Genomic DNA, 17,524 nt, shown 5'->3' with positions numbered 1-17,524 from the left:
GAGCCTACTTGGCAGTATCCCGCCCGGCGCGCCACCATTCTTTTGCTTTCCAGTGGTTTTCAGCGGGGTACCCCGTCATCATCAGTACCGGTGCGGGTCGCCGCGGCCGCAGCGCGTTTCCGCGGCGTCAGGTGTGGACAACAGGTCGTCAGGGGAAAAGATGCTGGTGAGGATCAGGCCGGGAGCGGAGCTGTCCGGCGCTGAGCGGGAATTCGTCGCGTGCCTGCGGTCGTATCCGACGACCGGCCTCGCCGTGATCGATCTCGAGGCGGACAACCGGCGTGTCGACGCGGTGGTGTGGACGCCGCGCGGGTTGACCGTGCTGGAGGTGCACGGGTTCCAGCGCAGGCAGAGCGGCATCCTGAGCACACCGGCCGAAGGGCCGTGGACGATCAGTGACGCGCCGGTGGAGCTCGACGACCCGGAGAACGGAAGCCCCGCCGAGCGCGTGGAACACGGCATCTACGCGGTCAAGCACATGCTCCAGCGAGCGTTGCAGGACCCGGGACACATCAGCGGCGCCGTCGTGCTCGTCCCCTTCCGCGGCGCCGTGGTGCGTCCGGCGCGCACGAATCTGCGTCCGGGGTTGGACGTGGTCGTCGGAAACGTCACCGACGCGACCGAACTACGCATCTATCTGGAGGGTTTCTCCGCGGGACCGCGCGACTGGACCGCGGACCGGGTGATCGGCGCGTGCGGCGCGCTCGGCCTGGCGGAGATCGCGCCGTCCCGCGCGGAACTCCTCGAGGCGGGCTTCGAGGAGAACGCGCCGGAGCCGGTCACCACCATCTCGCGCACACCGAAGCCGCGAGTCGAGCCGACGGCGGGCGTCGCGACGAAAAGCCAGGCCTATGCGGGCTGGTCCGTCATCGTGATCGCCGTTGTCGGTGTCCTGTTCGTGCTCGGCGTGATCGCCACCGCGTTGGCGCACGACTCGGCCCAGCCGATCCCGGCGACCGGCACGACGAGTCCGACGCCGTCGCCGCCGGCGTACCGGCCCACCCAGTGCTACCCCTTCCAGCAGCGCTGCTGAACGGTCAATCCCGCACGGCACGGCCCAGTTTGGTCAGGCGCATGGCGTACTGCGCTCGGGCCAGCACGTGCGTTCGCGAGGTGTCGATATGGGCGGTGAGCGTCGCCAACGCCGCGTCCACCGCGCCGGACACCAGGTGTTCGGCGATCGCGATGTGCTCGGCGGTCATCGTGGCGATGCGTTCCGGAGTCGGCATGTCCAGCGTGCGCACCGGACGCACCCGGACGTGCACGGCGGTGAGCGCGTCGGCGAGCGCGGCGTTGCCCGCGGCTGCGAGCAGGGTGGTGTGGAAGTGTTCGTCGGCGGCCACCAGCGCGGGGCCCGGTTCGGGTGGGGCGTCGCTCAGTGCGCGCCAGGTGTCGAGTTCCGTGCGCACGAGATCCAGATCGTGCGTGGGCGCCTCGCCGGGCGGGGCCACGCGTTGCATGCCCCTGGCTTCCAGTACGAGCCGCAACTCGTAGAGGTGATCGAGTTCGTCGAGCCGGGGACGGTACGGGTAGAGGCCGTCGGCGAGCCGCTCGACCAGTCCGTCCGCTTGCAGTCGCGCCAGCGCCTCGCGCACCGGCGTGCGCGACACCCCGTACGCCTCGGCGAGGCGTTCTTCGCCGAGCCGTTCGGTCGGCACGATGGCTCCGGTGGCCAGATCCCGGCGCAACGAGTCGTACACCTGCTCGCGCAACGGAATCCGGCCCCTGTCGCGGGCCACGGCGGCGCTCAGATCGCCATCGCCGAGCGGACTTCGCGCTCGGCGCCGGCCCCACCCGCGCCCGTGGAGGTCACCCGGCCCGATCGCAGCACGTAGTAGCGCTGCGCCGCCTGCAATGCGAAGCCGATGTGCTGTTCGACCAGCAGCACGCTCAGCCCGCCGCGCCGGGTGAGATCGATGATGGTGCGCTCGATCTCGGCGACCACCGACGGCTGGATGCCCTCGGTCGGCTCGTCCAGGATGAGCAGCTTGGGCTCGGTGATCAGCGCCCGCGCGATGGCGAGTTGCTGGCGCTGGCCACCGGACAGCAGGCCCGCCTTCCGGGTGAGCAGCTCGCGCAGCGCGGGAAACAGGTCCAGCGATTCATCGATCAACGCCTTGCCCCGTTTGCGGCCGTCGGCGACCACTTGCAGATTCTCCGCTGTGGTCAGTTGCGGGAAACTTTGCTGTCCCTGCGGCACATACGCGATCCCGCGGCGCACCCGGCGCGACGGCGACAGTTTGGTGATGGTCTCCCCGTCGAACTCGATCCGGCCGGACTTCGTGCCGATCAGCCCGACGGCGGTGCGCAGCAACGTGGTCTTCCCCGCGCCGTTGTGCCCCATGATGGCGACCACGCTGTCGTCCGGGACGGTCACCGAGACGCCGTGGATCACCTCGGTGCGGCCGTAACCGGAGTGGATATCGGTGAGTTCAAGCATCACTGTCCCCTTTCTGGGGTGACTCCGGGCTCGGCGCGATCGACGCGTCCTCCAGCTCGGTCCCGACGGCCGCTGCGGTGCCGAGGTAGACCTCCTGGACTTTCGGGTCCGCCTGCACCTGTTCGACGGTTCCCTCGCTGAGCACCTTGCCGCCGGCCAGGACGGTGACCGAGGTGGCGAAGGCGCGCATGAAATCCATGTCGTGCTCGACCACCACGACCACCCGGTCGCCGCCGATGCGGCGCAACAGATTGCCGGTTTCCTCGCGCTCCTCGGCGCTCATCCCGGCCACAGGTTCGTCCAACAGCAGCACCGACGCGTTCTGCACCAGAAGCATGCCGATCTCCAGCCATTGCTTCTGCCCGTGCGCGAGCACCCCTGCGGGTTTGTCGCGCAGGTCGGCCAGACCGGTGGTCTCCAGCGCCTCCTCGATGGCGGGCAGCACCGTCTTTCGGCGGCGCAGCATGGTGAGCGCCGAACGGCCCGCGCCCGCCGCGATGTCGAGGTTCTGCAGCACGCTGAGCTGCTCGAACACGCTCGCGGTCTGGAACGTTCGTCCGACACCGAGCCGAGCGATCCGGTGCACCTTCTGGCCGAGCAGTTCCACGCCGGTCTTCTGCGCGGAGCCGGTCGCCGGGACCAGTCCGGTGATCGCGTCGATGAGCGTCGTCTTGCCCGCCCCGTTGGGGCCGATGAGGAAGCGCAGATCGCCCTGCAACACCGTCAGATCGACATCGGTGACGGCCTTGAAACCGTCGAAACTCACCGAAAGGCCGCGGATCTCGAGGTACTCGCTGGACATTCCGGCGTTGCCGCCGAGCTTCGGTTCGTGCGTCGTCTCGGTCATCGCGATTCCACCTTCTCCGTCGCGGGTTCCGGCAGCGCCTCGACCACCACCGTCGCGGGTGCGGGCGCGGAACGCCTGTTGTCCAGCAGGCCTTTCAGCATCGGCCACAATCCGGCCAGACCCGCCGGAACGAAACCGACCACCACGATGAACAGCACGCCTTGCAGATACGTCCACCCCGAGGGGAACTCCTCCGACAGCGCCGTCTGCGCCCACGCCACGCCGATCGCGCCGAGCACCGGCCCGAGCAGCGTGGTCCGGCCGCCGATCGCGACGCCGATGAGGAACGCGATGGACGGGACGACGCCGATGTCGGCGGGGGAGATGATGCCGACGATCGGGGTGAACAGGGCGCCTGCGATGCCCGCGAAGAACGCGGCGACCACATAGGCGACGATCTTGACGTTCGCCGGATCGTAGCCCAGGAAACGTACCCGCTCCTCCTGATCGCGCACCGCGACGAGCAACTCGCCGTAGCGGCTGTGCATCAATTGCCGCACCAGCGCGACCACCACCAGCAGCGCGGCCGCGGCGAAGAAGAACAGCATGCGCCGGTTGACCGGATCGGACAGCTTGAACCCGAAGAACGCGCGGAAATCCGACAGGCCGGTGAACCCGCCGATGCTCTGCTGACCGGTCAGCAGGATGGCCAGCGCGGCGGCCAGCGCCTGGCTGAGGATGGCGAAGTAGGCGCCCTTCACGCGCCGCTTGAAGACGCCGTAGCCCAGCACCGCGGCGATCAGAGCGGGCAGCGCGAGGATGCCGATCAGCGCAACCGGAGCCGACGCGAACGGCTTCCAGAACGAGGGCAATTCACGAATGCCCGCGATCTCCATGAACTCCGGCACGTCGTTGCCCAGCCGGGCGGCGTCGGCCATCTGCAGGTGCATGGCCATGATGTAGGCGCCGACGCCGAAGAACACACCTTGCCCAAGGGTGAGCATTCCGCCTCGGCCCCAGGCCAATCCGATGCCGACCGCGACGATCGCGAAGCACAGGAACTTCGCCAGTAGGTTGAGCCGGAAATCGCTGAGCAGGGCGGGCGCGACCGCGAACAACAGCACGGCGGCGACGGCGAATCCGGCCAGCGCGCCGAGCGAGGAGTGTGCGCGCCACCGTTGTATCAGCGTGGTCATGCCAGGCTCCTTGTCCGGACGGTGAACAGACCCTGCGGGCGGACCTGCAGGAAGATCACGATGACGACGAAGACGATGACCTTCGCGATGGACGCGGTGGTCGAGTATTCGATGTAGGAATTGAGCAGCCCGAGCGCGAACGCCGCGATCACCGTGCCTTTGATCTGGCCGAGCCCGCCGATGACCACCACGAGGAACGCGTCGATCAGGTAGCTCTGGCCGATGGTCGGGCTGGTCGAGCCGATCAGCGTCAGCGCCACACCGGCCACACCGGCCAGACCCGAGCCGATGAAGAACGTGCTGATGTCGGTGAAACGACTGGACACGCCGGATGTTTCGGCCAGGCCGCGGTTCTGCACCACCGCGCGGATACGGCGGCCCAGCGGCGTCGCCTTGAGCACCGCGGCCAGCGCGGTCACCGCGACCACCGCGAGGACCAGAATGAAGATGCGCGTCTTCGGCACCACCGCGCCCAGAATCGTGACGCCGCCGCTGAGCCATTCCGGCGCGATCACGTTCTTGGCGGGTGCGCCGAAGATGTCGCGGGCCAATTGCTGCAGCACCAGCCCCACACCGAAGGTGACCAGCAGGGTGTCCAACGGCCGGTCGTACATCCAGCGGATCAGGCCCATCTCCAACGCGGCGCCCAACAGTCCGCCGACGAGGAAACCGATCAGCAAGGAGACGACGAGCGAACCGCCCGCCGACGAGATCACCTTCTGCACAACATAAGTGGTGTAACAACCGGCCATGATGAACTCGCCGTGCGCCATGTTGATCACACCCATCTGACCGAAGGTCAGCGAGAGGCCGAGTGCGGCGAGCAAGAGAATGGATCCCAGACTCAGCCCGGTGAAGAGCTGTCCGATCACAACATCCATGGGGAAGGCTCCTGTGTTGGATTTACCGCGCCTTCGCGCCGCGAACGGCGCATGCCCGGAATCGGTGGCCGTGCCATGCGGTTATCTGCCGCAGGGCCTGCGATGCCTGCGCCGGCCCGATGCTGTCCGCGGCCCCCCTCATTACGCGCTCCGCGTGACCGCCGTCGCGACTGTGTCGCCGGGCGGGCACGGTAGCTGGGCCGCGGACAGCCGCGGACTACTTCAGGCCCTTGGCCCAGTCGTAGGACTTCAGGTAGGGGTCCGGCGTCACGGCCTTGCCGGAGTCCCACACGGTGTAGATCAGTCCGTCGGGGCGGATCTCGCCGATCCGGGCGGTCTTGGTGATGTGGTGGTTGGCGCCGTTGACGGTGACCAGGCCCTCGGGCGCGTCGAACGTCACGCCGTCGGCGGCGGCCTGGATGTCCTCGACCTTGAACGACTTCGCCTTCTCGACGGTGTTCTTCCACAGGTAGACCGACGCGTAGGCGGCTTCCATCGGGTCCGAGGTCGGCTTGTCGGCGCCGAAGGCGGCCTTGTAGTCGGCGACGAACTTCCGGTTCACCGGGCTGTCGACGGTCTGGTAGTAGTTCCACGCGGTGAGCTGGCCGGCGATGTTCTGCGCGCCGATGCCCGCCACTTCCTCTTCGGCGATCGAGACCGAGACCACCGGCATCTCGGCGGCTTTCAGGCCCGCGTTGGTGTACTCGCGGAAGAACGCGACGTTGGAGTCACCGTTGAGGGTGTTGAACACCGCGCCCGCCTTGGCGGCGCGAACCTTGTTCACGATGGTGGAGAAATCGGTGGAGCCGAGCGGGGTGTAGTCCTCGCCCTTGATCTCGATGCCGTTGGCGGCGGCGTACGCCTTGATCTCGCGATTGGCGGTCTGCGGGAAGACGTAGTCACTGCCCACCAGGTAGAGGGAGGTGATGCCCTTCTGCTTCAAGTAGTCCAGGGCCGGGACGATCTGCTGGTTGGTGGTGGCGCCGGTGTAGAAGATGTTCTTGCTGTCCTCCAGGCCCTCGTACTGCACCGGGTAGTAGAGCAGCGAGTTCAGGCTCTCGAACTTCGGCTTCATCGCCTTGCGGCTCGATGAGGTCCAGCCACCGAACACCGCGGCGACGCAGTCGGAGCTGATCAGCTTCTCGGCCTTCTCCGCGAAGGTCTTCGGGTCCGAGGCGCCGTCCTCGAGCACCAGGTCGATCTTCTTGCCGAGCACGCCGCCCGCGGCGTTGATCTGGTCGACCGCGAGCTTGGTCGAGTTGGCGACGGTGACCTCGGAGATGGCCATCGTGCCGGACAGGGAGTGCAGGGAACCGACCTTGATCGTGTCCTTCGACGTGTCGACGCAGGACGCGGCGCCCGAGCCGGTGGTCGAGGCGTCGTCCTTCGAACCGCAGGCGGTCAGCAACAGGCCGGCGAGCGCGACCGCGGTGGGTACCGCCATCGCTCGCACCAAACGCCCGGAGCGATGGGTGGCACGGAAACTTGGCATGGGGCGAGCCCTTTCCTCATCAGGTATCGCGGCGGCGCCGGCAGGACGCCGCGTCGAACACCGCCGTCTCCGTCCCGCTCACGGCTGTAGACGGGGCTGTATACAACGGCTGTATTCGTGAAGGAACGGTAGACAGGAGTTGTTGCGCCGGAATATCTCTCGATGACAAGTCCGTTTCGTCTGTTTCGCCGATGTGAACCTTTCCTGTGAACGGATGGTGAACAGTTGTGAGATCCCGGCAAACCTGCTGGCCGGGGCGGATGTGGCTACGGTTGCGTAGCGTCGCCGCGATACGGCACGCTTCGATTCGTACGACGTCTGAACCGTCCCATGCCGCGGCGGCGGGCCGCGGACTCGAGTCGAGGAGGACCAGGTGGGCCACTACAAGGCGAACCTGAGGGATATCGAGTTCAATCTGTTCGAAGTGCTCGAGCTGGACAAGCTGCTCGATACCGGGGCCTACGGCGACCTCGACTCCGACACGGTCCGGGAGATCCTGTCCGAGGTGAAGCGCTTGGCCGAGGGGCCGGTAGCGGACTCCTTCGCGGCGGCCGACCGCGATCCGGTCGTCTACGACGCCGCCACTTTCTCGATCTCTGTTCCGGAGCCGCTCCGTAGGACCGTCGCCGCCGTGCGCGACGCGGACTGGAGCAGGCTCGGCATGCCGGAGGGCATGGGCGGCACCCCGGCCCCCGCCACGCTGGTCTGGTCGGTCGCCGAGATGATCACCTGCGCCAATCCGTCGGCGTCGTTCTTCAACATGGGCCCGGTCATGTCGTCCGTGCTGTTCGAGGTCGGCACCGAGCAGCAGCGGCACTGGGCGACGCTCGGTTTCGAGAAGGGCTGGCAGGGCACCATGGTGCTGACCGAGCCCGACGCCGGTTCCGACGTCGGCGCCGGTCGCACCAAGGCGATCCGGCAAGAGGACGGCTCCTGGCACATCGAGGGTGTCAAGCGCTTCATCTCCGGCGCGGAAGTCGGCGACACCGCCGAGAACGTCTTCCATCTGGTGCTGGCCCGTCCCGAGGGCGCCGGGCCGGGCACCAAGGGGCTGTCGCTGTTCTACGTGCCCAAGTTCCTCTTCGACCCCGAGACTTTGGCACTCGGCGACCGCAACGGCGTGTACGTCACCGGGGTCGAGCACAAGATGGGCCTGAAGTCCTCGCCCACCTGCGAGTTGACCTTCGGCGGCCATGGCACGCCCGCCAAGGGCTGGCTGGTCGGCGAGGTGCACAACGGCATCGCGCAGATGTTCCAGGTGATCGAGAACGCACGCATGATGGTCGGCGTCAAATCCTCCGGCACCCTGTCGACCGGTTACCTCAACGCGCTGGCCTACGCCAAAGAGCGCGTCCAGGGCGCGGACCTGACGCAGATGACCGACAAGGCCGCGCCGCGTGTGGCCATCACCCAGCACCCGGACGTCCGACGTTCGCTGGCCATGCAGAAGGCGTACGCGGAGGGTTTGCGGGCGGTGTATCTGTACACCGCCGCCCATCAGAACGCCGATGTGGCGCAACTCGTTTCGGGCGCCGACCCCGAGCTGGCGCACCGGGTGAGCGATCTGCTGCTGCCGATCGTCAAGGGAGTCGGTTCGGAGCGGGCCTACCAGTACCTGACGGAATCGTTGCAGACCTTGGGCGGATCCGGCTATCTACAGGACTACCCGATCGAGCAGTACATCCGGGACGCGAAGATCGACTCGCTGTACGAGGGCACCACCGCCATCCAGGCGCAGGACTTCTTCTTCCGCAAGGTCATTCGCGACCAAGGTGTGGCGCTCGGCCACGTCAACGCGCGGATCGCGGCGTTCCTGGACGCCAAGACCGGGCGGTTCGACACCGAACGCGAACTACTGCGCACGGCCGCCGAGGACGTACAGTCCATGGCCGCCTCGCTCACCGGCTTCCTGATGGCCGCCCAGCAGCAGCCCACCGAGTTGTACAAGGTGGGTCTGGGCTCGGTGCGTTTCCTGCTGGCGGTCGGCGATCTGCTCATCGGCTGGCGGCTGCTGGTCCAGGCGGAGATCGCGGCTGCCGCACTGGCCGCCGACGCACCGGAGAAGGACCGCGCTTTCTACGCCGGAAAGGTCGCCGTCGCGAGCTTTTTCATCAAGAACGTACTGCCGACGCTGAGCGCGGTGCGCGGAATCGTCGCGACGCTGGACAACGACATCATGAACCTCGAGGAAAGTGCGTTTTGATCGGCCGCGACTTCGTCGCGGCGTGTTCGCGGCCCTCTTGTGGCTCGCGTTTGCGCGACCGCCGCTTGCTCCTTCGTCGCCTACGCGACGGCCACGCAAACGCGAGCCGGGCCGCGAACGGCGCATGCTCGGTCTCGCTTCGCTCGAAAGACGTAGTTGCGGTGCGCTGGGCGCGTCGAGTCTCGAGCCTCGGCATTGAGTGCGCTGTTCGGGCGGACGATGTCGCTCGCGGCGGGTTCAGGGTTCGGGCTGGGACAGGAGTTTGAGCACCACGGGACGAGACAGGGTGCCGGAGACCTGACGGGCGAGGTGGTTGGCGCTCGCGCCCGCGGCGTGGGCGGCGCGCAGGGCGGTAGCGAGTTCTTCGCGGGCGGCGTCGGCGGCGGCTTGGGCGTCGCGGAGGCGCTGGGCGGCTCGGTCGACTCCGGACGGCTCGTCCTCGGCGGTCAAGTCATTGACCAGCTCGACCTCGGGGAGGCGTGCTTCCTGTTCGCCGGGAGCCGCGTCCCGGCGCATCGCCGCCCTGGCGAACTCCATCAGGAACGCGCGGGTGGCGGTCCCGTCCTCCGCGGCGGCCTCGCCGAGCAGCAGTTTGGTGGTCTGCGGAACGGCGAGTGACCAATTGGCCAGGCCGCACAGGGCCAGCAGCAGGCGGCCCGCGTTCGCGGAGTCCACGTCGAACTGTTCCTGCGCGCGGTCGAATTTGCGCACGTAATGTGCGGCGCGCCAGCCGTCGATGTCGTGCGCGTCGGCGCCGCGATGCAGTGCCTCCCAGAGCATCAGGCGCAGTAGCTGGGGGTTGTCCCGGTGGTAGTCGTACAACTTGCCGACGTACGCGCCGGGTTCGGTGTCGGCCAGCGGCTTCACCACGTCGATGAACTCGCGCAGGGTGTCGATCAGGATGACGTCGAACAGCTTGTCCTTGCTGCCGAACAGTCCGTAGATGCGCTCCTTGTTCACGCCCGCCGCGTCCGCGATCCGGTCGACCCGCGCGCCGGCCAGCCCGTGCTGCGCGAACTCGTCGCGGGCGGCGCGCAACAGGGCCTGCCTGGTCGCGTCACTGCGTTTCATCGTGGCGGTCATGACGGACACTTTACCATTCCATTAAACCAACTATTTGGTTGACAGCGTGGCTCGCCCGGGCCTACCTTCAACCCATGGCAATGCCCACTCTTCAGTCCGTGGCTCCGGTCCGGACGCGCACCCGAGTCGTCTCGTCGCGTGCCCACACCGGGCGCACCCTGCCCTTCTTCGTCCTGTCCGCACTGCTGGCGACCGGCCAGATGTACGTTCCGATCCCGCTTTTCACCGCCATGCGGGCCGACTGGAGCGTCGGTCCGGCCGTGATGACCTGGATCATCAGCGCGTTCGCCTTCGGCTACGCCGGCGGCTTCGTGCTGTTCGGGCCGCTGTCGGATCGCTATGGTCACCGCCGGGTGCTCGTCACCGGGATGCTGGTGGCCGCATCGGTCACACTGTTGACCGGTTTGGCGTTCAGCGCTCCACTGGCCATCGGCCTGCGGGTGGCGCAGGGGCTGGTGGTCGGCTCGATCCCACCCGCGATCATGGCCTACGTGGCGACCCGCATCGCTCCCGCGCACCGCGCCGTGGCCACCATGTCCGTGGCCACGTCGTTCCTCGCGGCCACGGTGGTCGCGCAGATCGTGTCGCAGTGGATGGTCGCCGCGTTCCCGTGGCGCACGGTGTTCGTCGCCTCCGCGATCGCATTCGCCGTGCTCGCGCTGGTGTTGCGGTCCGCGCTGCTGGCCGACGCGCCCACCGGCCGGGACAAGCCGCTGCGGCACAGCTACGCCGCCATTCCGGCGGTGCTGCGCATCCGGGCGCTGGTGCCGATGCTGATCGCGGGCGCGATGAGCATGGCGGTGATGGTCGGGGTGTACACCGGCCTCGAACTGACCGGAGTGGTTCGAGGCGCGGGCGAACTGCTCGCGCTGCGCGCGGGCGCGCTGCCGGTGATGGTCGCGCTTCCCTTGCTCGCGGTGCCGCTGGCCCGGCTGTCCAAGCACGGTCAGATCGCGCTGGGCGTGCTGATCGCCGCCGCGGCGATGGTGGTGGCGACCTTCGAGGGAACCCACCCGGCCGTGCTGGCCGTGCTGCTCGCCGTTCTGGTCGGCGGACTGGGCATCATCGCTCCGGCCGTGCTGCAGAGCGCGGGGGAACTGGGCGGCGAATCCCGCGCCGCCGCAATGTCGGTCGCGATGTTCTCGTTCTACGTGGGCGCGACCATCGGCCCGCTGGTCGCCGCCGCCGCGGCGCCCCACGGCTTCGCGACCCTCGCCTGGACGCTGGCCCTGTTGCTCGTCGCCGCGCTGGGTATGACGGCGATCGGTCTCCGCATGCAGAGGTCGACGGCCGCCTGAGCGGACAGAATGCCCGGCCGGTATCGGTGCTCCGATACCGGCCGGATGTTCGTTCAGGGACGGTGCCGCAACGAAATCACCTGAGCCGTCAGCATTTCTTCGGGCTCCTGACCATTCCAGACCACTTCGATTTCGGTGTCGTGATATTCCCGGGCCACGTCGCGCAGCATCGCGACCGCCGCGGCGCGCGCCCGCTCCGGTGAGGCGTCGGCGGCGATCTGCGCCAGCCGACCGCAGAGCATCCCGCCCCACGTGTCCAGGACGCTGTGCCGCCAACCTTCCGGCGTCGCGATCAGCACGATCGACGCGGGCATGGGGTACCGCGAATCACCGGCCATAGCGACAACCTACGGAACCGGTAGGACTACTTCAGCACGTACGGCGATACGGAGCTGCGGTGTTCGCTGATGTCGAGCACTTTGCCCAGGGGCGGGAAGGCGCGCTGCGGGCAGTTGGCGCGTTCGCAGACTCGGCAGCCCGCACCGATCGGCGTCGGCTGCACTTCGTCGAGATCGATGCCGTCGGCGTAGATCACGCGGGCCGCGTGCCGCAATTCGCAGCCGAGACCGATGGCGAAGGTTTTGCTCGGCTGGCCGAAGCGGGTGGCGCGGCGTTCCACCGTGCGCGCCACCCAGAGGTATTTGCGGCCATCGGGCATCTGCGCGATCTGGGTCATGATCTTGCCCGGGTAGGCGAAGGTCTCGTAGACGTTCCACAGCGGGCACGTGCCGCCGCTGGCGGAGAAGTGGAAACCGGTGGCGGACTGGCGCTTGGACATGTTGCCCGCCCGGTCCACCCGCACGAACGAGAACGGCACGCCGCGCAGCGACGGCCGTTGCAGCGTGGAAAGCCGGTGGCAGATGGTCTCGTAGCTCTGCGTGAAGAACGCCGAAAGCCGCTCGATGTCGTAGCGGAAGTCCTCGGCGACCTCGTGGAAATGCGTGTACGGCAGCACCGTCGCCGCGGCGAAGTAGTTGGCCAGCCCGAGCATGGCCAGCTTGCGGGCGTCCTCGGAGGCGAAATTGCCTTCCTCGACCAGCTTCTCCAGCAGCTCGCCGCATTCGAAGTAGGCCAGCTCGGCGGCCAGTTTGAAGGTTCGCTGCCCGCCGGACAGGTGCGGGGCGATCTCCAGGGTGCGGGTCTGCGGGTCGTAGCGGTGCAGCACGCCTTCGCCGAGGTCGATGCGCTCGACGATCCGTACGTCGTGGGCGCGCAGGATCCTGGCGATCTCGCTGTTCACGTCGCCGCCGTGGAAACGGATGCGCGCGGTGAGATCCTCGGCGGCGGTGTCCAGCTCGTGGATGTAGTTCTGGCGTTGGTAGAAGTAGTCGCGCACTTCCTCGTGCGGCTTGCTGATCGCGCCGCTGCCCGCGCCGTCGGCGAACCGGTCCTCGGTGGCGGCGGCCAGCTGGGCGGAAGTGTTGCGGTAGCGGTTGTGCATGTTGACCAGCGCGCGGGCCATGCTCGGGTGCGCCGAGACGATGTCCGCGATCTCCTGGGCGTCGGCCTCGATGCCCAGTTCCTCGTCCATCACGACCTCTTGCAGTTCCGCGATGAGCCGGGTGTCGTCCTGAGCGGAGAAGAAGGTCGTGTCGACGCCGAACACGTCACTGATCTTCAGCAGCACCGGCACGGTGAGCGGGCGCACGTCGTGCTCGATCTGATTCAGGTAACTCGCCGAGATCTCCAGCTGCTGGGCCAGCGAGACCTGGCTCAGTCCGCGTTCGGTCCGCAGTTGACGCAACCGAGCGCCGACATAAGTCTTGGCCATGCGTCCAGCTTATGGGTGCTTTCGCATCCGTGCCAATATTCGATTAACACTCCTCGCAGACAGGTGTCGTACCCGGCGGCTACCGTCGGCAGGGTGTTGTTCTCGGATGTCGTGCTGGCCTCGGAGACCGTGCGGGCGACCAGGTCACGCAAGAAGAAGATCGCGACGCTCGCCGCGCTGCTGACCGCGGCCGCGCCGGAGGAGCTCGTGCCCGTGGTCGCCTGGGCGTCCGGCGAACTGGCACAGGGGCGGATCGGTACGGGGTGGCGCACGCTCACCACGCTCGACCACGCGCCCGCGCCGGCGCCCACGCTGACCGTGTCGGCGGTGCACGCGGCGCTCAGCGAGCTGGCCGTTGTCTCTGGCCCCGGTTCCGCGGCCAGGCGCAAGGAGCTGCTCGCGGCGCTGTGGTCCGCGGCGACGGCGAACGAGCAGGGCTTCCTGGTGCGCCTGCTCACCGGGGAGCTGCGACAAGGAGCCCTCACCGCCCTGGTCGCCGAAGCCGTGGCGGTCGCCGCGGACGTGCCGCCCGATGCGGTGCGCCGGGCATACATGTTGTCGGGCCGCCTGCCGGTCACCGCCGTCGCGGCGCTCACCGGCGGCGCCGCGGCGCTAGCGGAGTTCCGGCTCGAAGTCGGCCGTCCGATCCAGCCCATGCTCGCCTCGCCCGGTGCGACGCTGGACGAGGCGCTGCTCGAGTTCCAGGGCGAGGTGAGCGTCGAGCACAAACTGGACGGCGCGCGCATCCAGGTGCACCGGGACGGCGACCGGGTCCGGATCTTCACCAGGACGCTGCGCGAGATCACCGCGGGCGTCCCGGAACTCGTCGAGCTGGTCGCGGGCCTGGACTGCACGAGCGTCGTGCTGGACGGGGAGACGCTGGCGCTCACCGACGCCGGACGGCCGCGTCCGTTCCAGGAGACCATGAGCCGGTTCGCCGAGGTGAGCTCCACCAGGGAGCTGCTGCTGCATCCGTACTTCTTCGACTGTCTGCACCTGGACGGGCAGGACCTGCTCGACGCTCCGCTGTCCGAGCGGCGCGCCGCGCTGACGAAGGTGGCCGCCGAGCACACCATTCCCGCGCTGCTGCGGCCGGATGCCGATGCGGCCGCGGAATACCTCGACGCCGCGCTGGCCGCGGGGCACGAGGGCGTCATGGTCAAGTCCTTGACCGCGCCGTACGCGGCGGGCAGGCGGGGCCGGGCCTGGCAGAAGATCAAGCCGACGCACACCCTCGACCTGGTCGTGCTCGGCGCGGAATGGGGCTACGGCCGCCGCACGGGCTATCTGTCGAACCTGCATCTCGGCGCGCGCGACCCGGAGGGCGGCGAGCCGGTCATGGTGGGCAAGACGTTCAAAGGACTCACCGACGCGCTGTTGCGGTGGCAGACCGACGAATTCCCCCGCCACGAGCGCTCGCGCGATCAGCACACCGTGTATCTGTGGCCGGAACTCGTCGTCGAGATCGCGCTGGACGGCGTGCAGGTCAGTCCCCGCTATCCCGGCGGTGTCGCTCTGCGTTTCGCTCGTGTGGTTCGGTATCGCCCCGACAAAGAACCCGCCGACGCGGACACCATCGATACCATTCGGGCACTACTGCCGTGATGTGAAGCGCGGTCGCTCCCGCGCCGGGCGCGTGTCGGGCGCGGGAGCACGTCGAGCCACTGTAAGTATGGGCAGCGCAAGGTTCCGGATGGCCCCCACGACGCAGTGGTCCGGCCGGTTCGTGCTTCCGGACAAGGAATCGGCGGGCGGGTGGGATGATGCGGAAATCGCTGTGCGGACGGTATGTCCTGCTGTTGGCGGCACTGCTGGGCGCCTTGGCGGTGAGTGCGGTCGGTACGCCCGTGCGGGCGAATCCGATCGAGCAGTTCCTCACGCCGTCGCGCGAGTATCCGGGAATCCTGCCCACGCCGCTGGATGATCCCTTCTACACGCCGCCGCCGGGCTTCGAGAGCCTGCCACCGGGAGCGATTATCGCGTCCCGTGCGGGCGGAACGGGCCTGACCGCGTTCCCGTTGCGGTCGACCGAACTGTTGATCCGGTCCACCGATTCGAAGGACCAGCCGGTGCCCGTGGTCGCGACATTGCTCGTGCCGCAGGCCCCGTGGACCGGACCGGGGCCGCGTCCGGTGCTGTCGTTCAATGCCGCGATCGACTCGCTCGGGCATCGGTGCGCACCGTCCTACAAACTCAGGAACGAGCCGACAGCCGAGTTCTGGGCCGCCCAGATTCCGCTGTCCAAGGGCTACGCCGTGCTCGTGCCCGACCATCAGGGCCCGCGGCAGGCGTACGCGGCGGGACTGATGGCCGGGCACGCGGTGCTCGACTCGATCCGGGCCGTGGTGAACACGCCGGAGTTCGGGCTGCGACCGGAAGCGCCGACGGTGGTCACCGGATACTCCGGCGGCGCCATCGCGAGCGGATGGGCCGCACAACTGGCCCCGCGATACGCGCCCGAGCTGAATCTGGTGGGTGCGGCGTTCGGCGGTGTTCCCGCCGACTTCGACATGCTGCTTTCGACCATGAACGGACGCAACGCCGCGTCCGGAGTCTTCCTGGCCGCCACCCTCGGACTGGCGCGGGAGTACCCCGAGTTGCTCGGCCTGATGAACGACGACGGCTGGCGGCTGGCTCAGGTCGGCAAGGACCTGTGCATGACCGCGGAGGAGTTCGGCGGTGCCGTGGCGCCTATTCCGGTGCAGGCGCTCACCCATGCCGCCGCGCCCACCGAGCTGCCGATGGTCAGGGAGATCCTGGCCGCCAATCGGCTGGGTGCGAGCGCGCCGACGGTGCCGGTGTTCCTGTATCACGCCACGCACGATCCGTGGGTGCCGCTGGCGGGCGCGGAGAAGCTCTACGCGGACTGGTGTGGCGCCGGAACGCAGGTGGATTTCCAGGTCCATTTCGGCGAGCACTTCCTCGTCGGACTCAGCGGCATCCCCGGCGCCAACTCGTGGATCGATGACCGGTTCGCCGGTCGGCCCCTCGCCTCACACTGCACCCGGGCGGGCTGACCAGGACGGATCAGACTAGTGCACGGAGGCCGGACGAAGTTCCGGTAACCGGCATGACTGTGCCGTCCGGGGGTGCAGCACACTGGAGGCGTGACCGTCGAATTACTGGTTCTCCTGATCGTCATCGTCACGGCGCTCGCATTCGATTTCACCAACGGCTTCCACGACACCGCCAACGCGATGGCGACCTCGATCGCCACCGGCGCGCTCCGGCCGCGGGTGGCGGTCGCGCTCTCGGCGGCGCTGAACCTGGTCGGCGCGTTCCTGTCGGTGGCCGTCGCCGCCACCGTGGCGAAGGGCATCGTGCGACTCGACGCCGTCGCAGGCCAGGACCTGATCGTCATCGTGTTCGCCGGCCTCGTCGGCGGAATCCTGTGGAATCTGCTCACCTGGCTGTTCGGCCTGCCGTCGAGTTCGTCGCACGCGCTGTTCGGCGGTCTGATCGGGGCGACGCTGGCCGCGCTCGGCTGGAGCGGGGTGATCTGGGCATCCGGGTCGGACGGCGTGGTCACCAAGATCATCCTGCCCGCGGTGCTCGCGCCCATCGTCGCCGCGCTGATCTCGGCGATCGGCACGTGGCTGGTGTACCGGATCACGCGTGACGCCGAGGAGGACAAGGTCACCGAGGGATTCCGCTGGGGCCAGATCGGCTCCGCCTCGCTGGTCTCGCTCGCGCACGGCACGAACGACGCGCAGAAGACGATGGGCGTGATCTTCCTCGCGCTCGTGGCGCACGGGACGCTCACCAAGGACGACGACCTGCCGCTGTGGGTGATGGCCGCGTGCGCCCTCGCCATCGCGGCGGGCACCTACCTCGGCGGCTGGCGGATCATCCGGACGCTGGGCAAGGGCTTGGTCGAGATCGACTCGCCGCAGGGGCTCGCGGCGGAATCCGCCTCGGCCGCGATCATCCTGACCTCGGCTCACTTCGGGTTGCCGCTGTCCACCACGCAGACCGCGACCGGCTCCATCCTCGGCACCGGCCTGGGCAAGGGCGCCGAGGTGCGCTGGGCCGTGATGGGGCGCATGGTGGTCGCATGGCTGCTCACGTTGCCGCTGGCGGCGGTAGCCGGGGCGATCTGCTGGGGCATCGCCCACGTCATCGGCGGACTGGCCGGGGTGCTGGTGGTCTTCGCCCTGCTGGTCGGGTTGTCGACGCTGATGTACCTGCGGTCGCGGCGCGATCCGGTGCACACCGGCAACGTCAACGAGTGGCCGGGCGAGGGGACCGACCCGTCCGCGGTCACGCCGGTCACGGACGGTCAGGCCGCGCCGCCCACAAGCGATCGGGCCGTGCCGCCAACGGGCGGCCGGACCACGTCGGCGGACTCGAACCGCTCCGCCCAGGTGTAGGAG

General features: G+C 68.4%; 15 protein-coding genes. 6 read left to right on the top strand and 9 right to left on the bottom strand.

Annotated features, from left to right (window positions below):
• Positions 1-160 precede the first annotated feature (160 nt).
• Positions 161-1,033 (top strand): NERD domain-containing protein, encoded by an 873-nt coding sequence (locus tag ACWEH3_RS00970; protein WP_450026214.1) that lies wholly within the window; start codon positions 161-163, stop codon positions 1,031-1,033.
• 4 nt (positions 1,034-1,037) lie between these two features.
• Here ACWEH3_RS00970 and ACWEH3_RS00965 read toward each other — a convergent pair whose 3' ends face one another.
• The 6 genes from ACWEH3_RS00965 to urtA all read right to left on the bottom strand — a co-directional run bounded on the left by ACWEH3_RS00965 (position 1,038) and on the right by urtA (position 6,796).
• Positions 1,038-1,739, bottom strand: a complete 702-nt coding sequence (locus ACWEH3_RS00965) for a GntR family transcriptional regulator (protein ID WP_450026212.1) — start codon at positions 1,737-1,739, stop codon at positions 1,038-1,040.
• A gap of 8 nt (positions 1,740-1,747) precedes the next feature.
• Complete coding sequence (urtE, locus tag ACWEH3_RS00960) at positions 1,748-2,440, bottom strand: urea ABC transporter ATP-binding subunit UrtE (protein ID WP_355071742.1); 693 nt, start codon at positions 2,438-2,440, stop codon at positions 1,748-1,750.
• Positions 2,433-3,287 carry an urea ABC transporter ATP-binding protein UrtD gene (gene urtD, locus ACWEH3_RS00955; RefSeq protein ID WP_355071744.1) on the bottom strand — a complete coding sequence of 285 codons (855 nt, stop codon included), beginning with the start codon at positions 3,285-3,287 and terminating at the stop codon, positions 2,433-2,435. Before urtD ends, urtE begins: the two co-directional genes overlap by 8 nt.
• Entirely contained in the window at positions 3,284-4,423 is a 1,140-nt protein-coding gene (gene urtC, locus ACWEH3_RS00950) for an urea ABC transporter permease subunit UrtC (protein WP_450026209.1), read from the bottom strand. The genes urtD and urtC overlap by 4 nt, the downstream gene beginning before the upstream one ends.
• Positions 4,420-5,304, bottom strand: coding sequence for an urea ABC transporter permease subunit UrtB (gene urtB, locus ACWEH3_RS00945; RefSeq protein WP_450026207.1), 885 nt, complete (start codon positions 5,302-5,304; stop codon positions 4,420-4,422). Before urtB ends, urtC begins: the two co-directional genes overlap by 4 nt.
• Positions 5,305-5,521: 217 nt before the next feature.
• A complete protein-coding gene (urtA, locus tag ACWEH3_RS00940; RefSeq protein ID WP_450026205.1) occupies positions 5,522-6,796 on the bottom strand; it encodes an urea ABC transporter substrate-binding protein in 1,275 nt (424 codons plus the stop codon).
• Between the two features lie 373 nt (positions 6,797-7,169).
• Here urtA and ACWEH3_RS00935 point away from each other — a divergent pair, with 373 nt between their 5' ends.
• Positions 7,170-8,999 carry an acyl-CoA dehydrogenase gene (locus ACWEH3_RS00935; RefSeq protein WP_450026203.1) on the top strand — a complete coding sequence of 610 codons (1,830 nt, stop codon included), beginning with the start codon at positions 7,170-7,172 and terminating at the stop codon, positions 8,997-8,999.
• Between the two features lie 237 nt (positions 9,000-9,236).
• On the opposite strand, the gene ACWEH3_RS00930 is transcribed toward ACWEH3_RS00935, so the two are convergent.
• Complete coding sequence (locus tag ACWEH3_RS00930) at positions 9,237-10,082, bottom strand: TetR/AcrR family transcriptional regulator (protein WP_450024264.1); 846 nt, start codon at positions 10,080-10,082, stop codon at positions 9,237-9,239.
• 74 nt (positions 10,083-10,156) lie between these two features.
• On the opposite strand from ACWEH3_RS00930, the gene ACWEH3_RS00925 reads away from it, so the two are divergent.
• Positions 10,157-11,380 carry an MFS transporter gene (locus tag ACWEH3_RS00925; protein WP_450024262.1) on the top strand — a complete coding sequence of 408 codons (1,224 nt, stop codon included), beginning with the start codon at positions 10,157-10,159 and terminating at the stop codon, positions 11,378-11,380.
• A gap of 53 nt (positions 11,381-11,433) precedes the next feature.
• Here the strand turns inward: ACWEH3_RS00925 and ACWEH3_RS00920 are convergent, their stop codons facing one another.
• Positions 11,434-11,718: a hypothetical protein gene (locus ACWEH3_RS00920; RefSeq protein ID WP_450024260.1), complete on the bottom strand. Its 285-nt coding sequence runs from the start codon at positions 11,716-11,718 to the stop codon at positions 11,434-11,436.
• A 26-nt stretch (positions 11,719-11,744) separates the two neighbouring features.
• Entirely contained in the window at positions 11,745-13,151 is a 1,407-nt protein-coding gene (gene ramB, locus ACWEH3_RS00915; protein WP_450024258.1) for an acetate metabolism transcriptional regulator RamB, read from the bottom strand.
• Positions 13,152-13,244: 93 nt separating this feature from the next.
• Between ramB and ACWEH3_RS00910 the strand changes: the two genes are divergently transcribed.
• The 3 genes from ACWEH3_RS00910 to ACWEH3_RS00900 all read left to right on the top strand — a co-directional run bounded on the left by ACWEH3_RS00910 (position 13,245) and on the right by ACWEH3_RS00900 (position 17,521).
• Positions 13,245-14,756, top strand: a complete 1,512-nt coding sequence (locus ACWEH3_RS00910) for an ATP-dependent DNA ligase (protein WP_450024256.1) — start codon at positions 13,245-13,247, stop codon at positions 14,754-14,756.
• Positions 14,757-14,914: 158 nt separating this feature from the next.
• Complete coding sequence (locus ACWEH3_RS00905) at positions 14,915-16,168, top strand: lipase family protein (RefSeq protein WP_450024254.1); 1,254 nt, start codon at positions 14,915-14,917, stop codon at positions 16,166-16,168.
• A gap of 90 nt (positions 16,169-16,258) precedes the next feature.
• Positions 16,259-17,521: an anion permease gene (locus ACWEH3_RS00900; protein ID WP_450024252.1), complete on the top strand. Its 1,263-nt coding sequence runs from the start codon at positions 16,259-16,261 to the stop codon at positions 17,519-17,521.
• Positions 17,522-17,524 lie beyond the last annotated feature (3 nt).

This window comes from Nocardia sp. NPDC004718 (assembly GCF_053601535.1).
The sequence above is the reverse complement of the archived record's forward strand: the minus strand, read 5'-3'. Positions and strand labels throughout refer to the sequence as shown.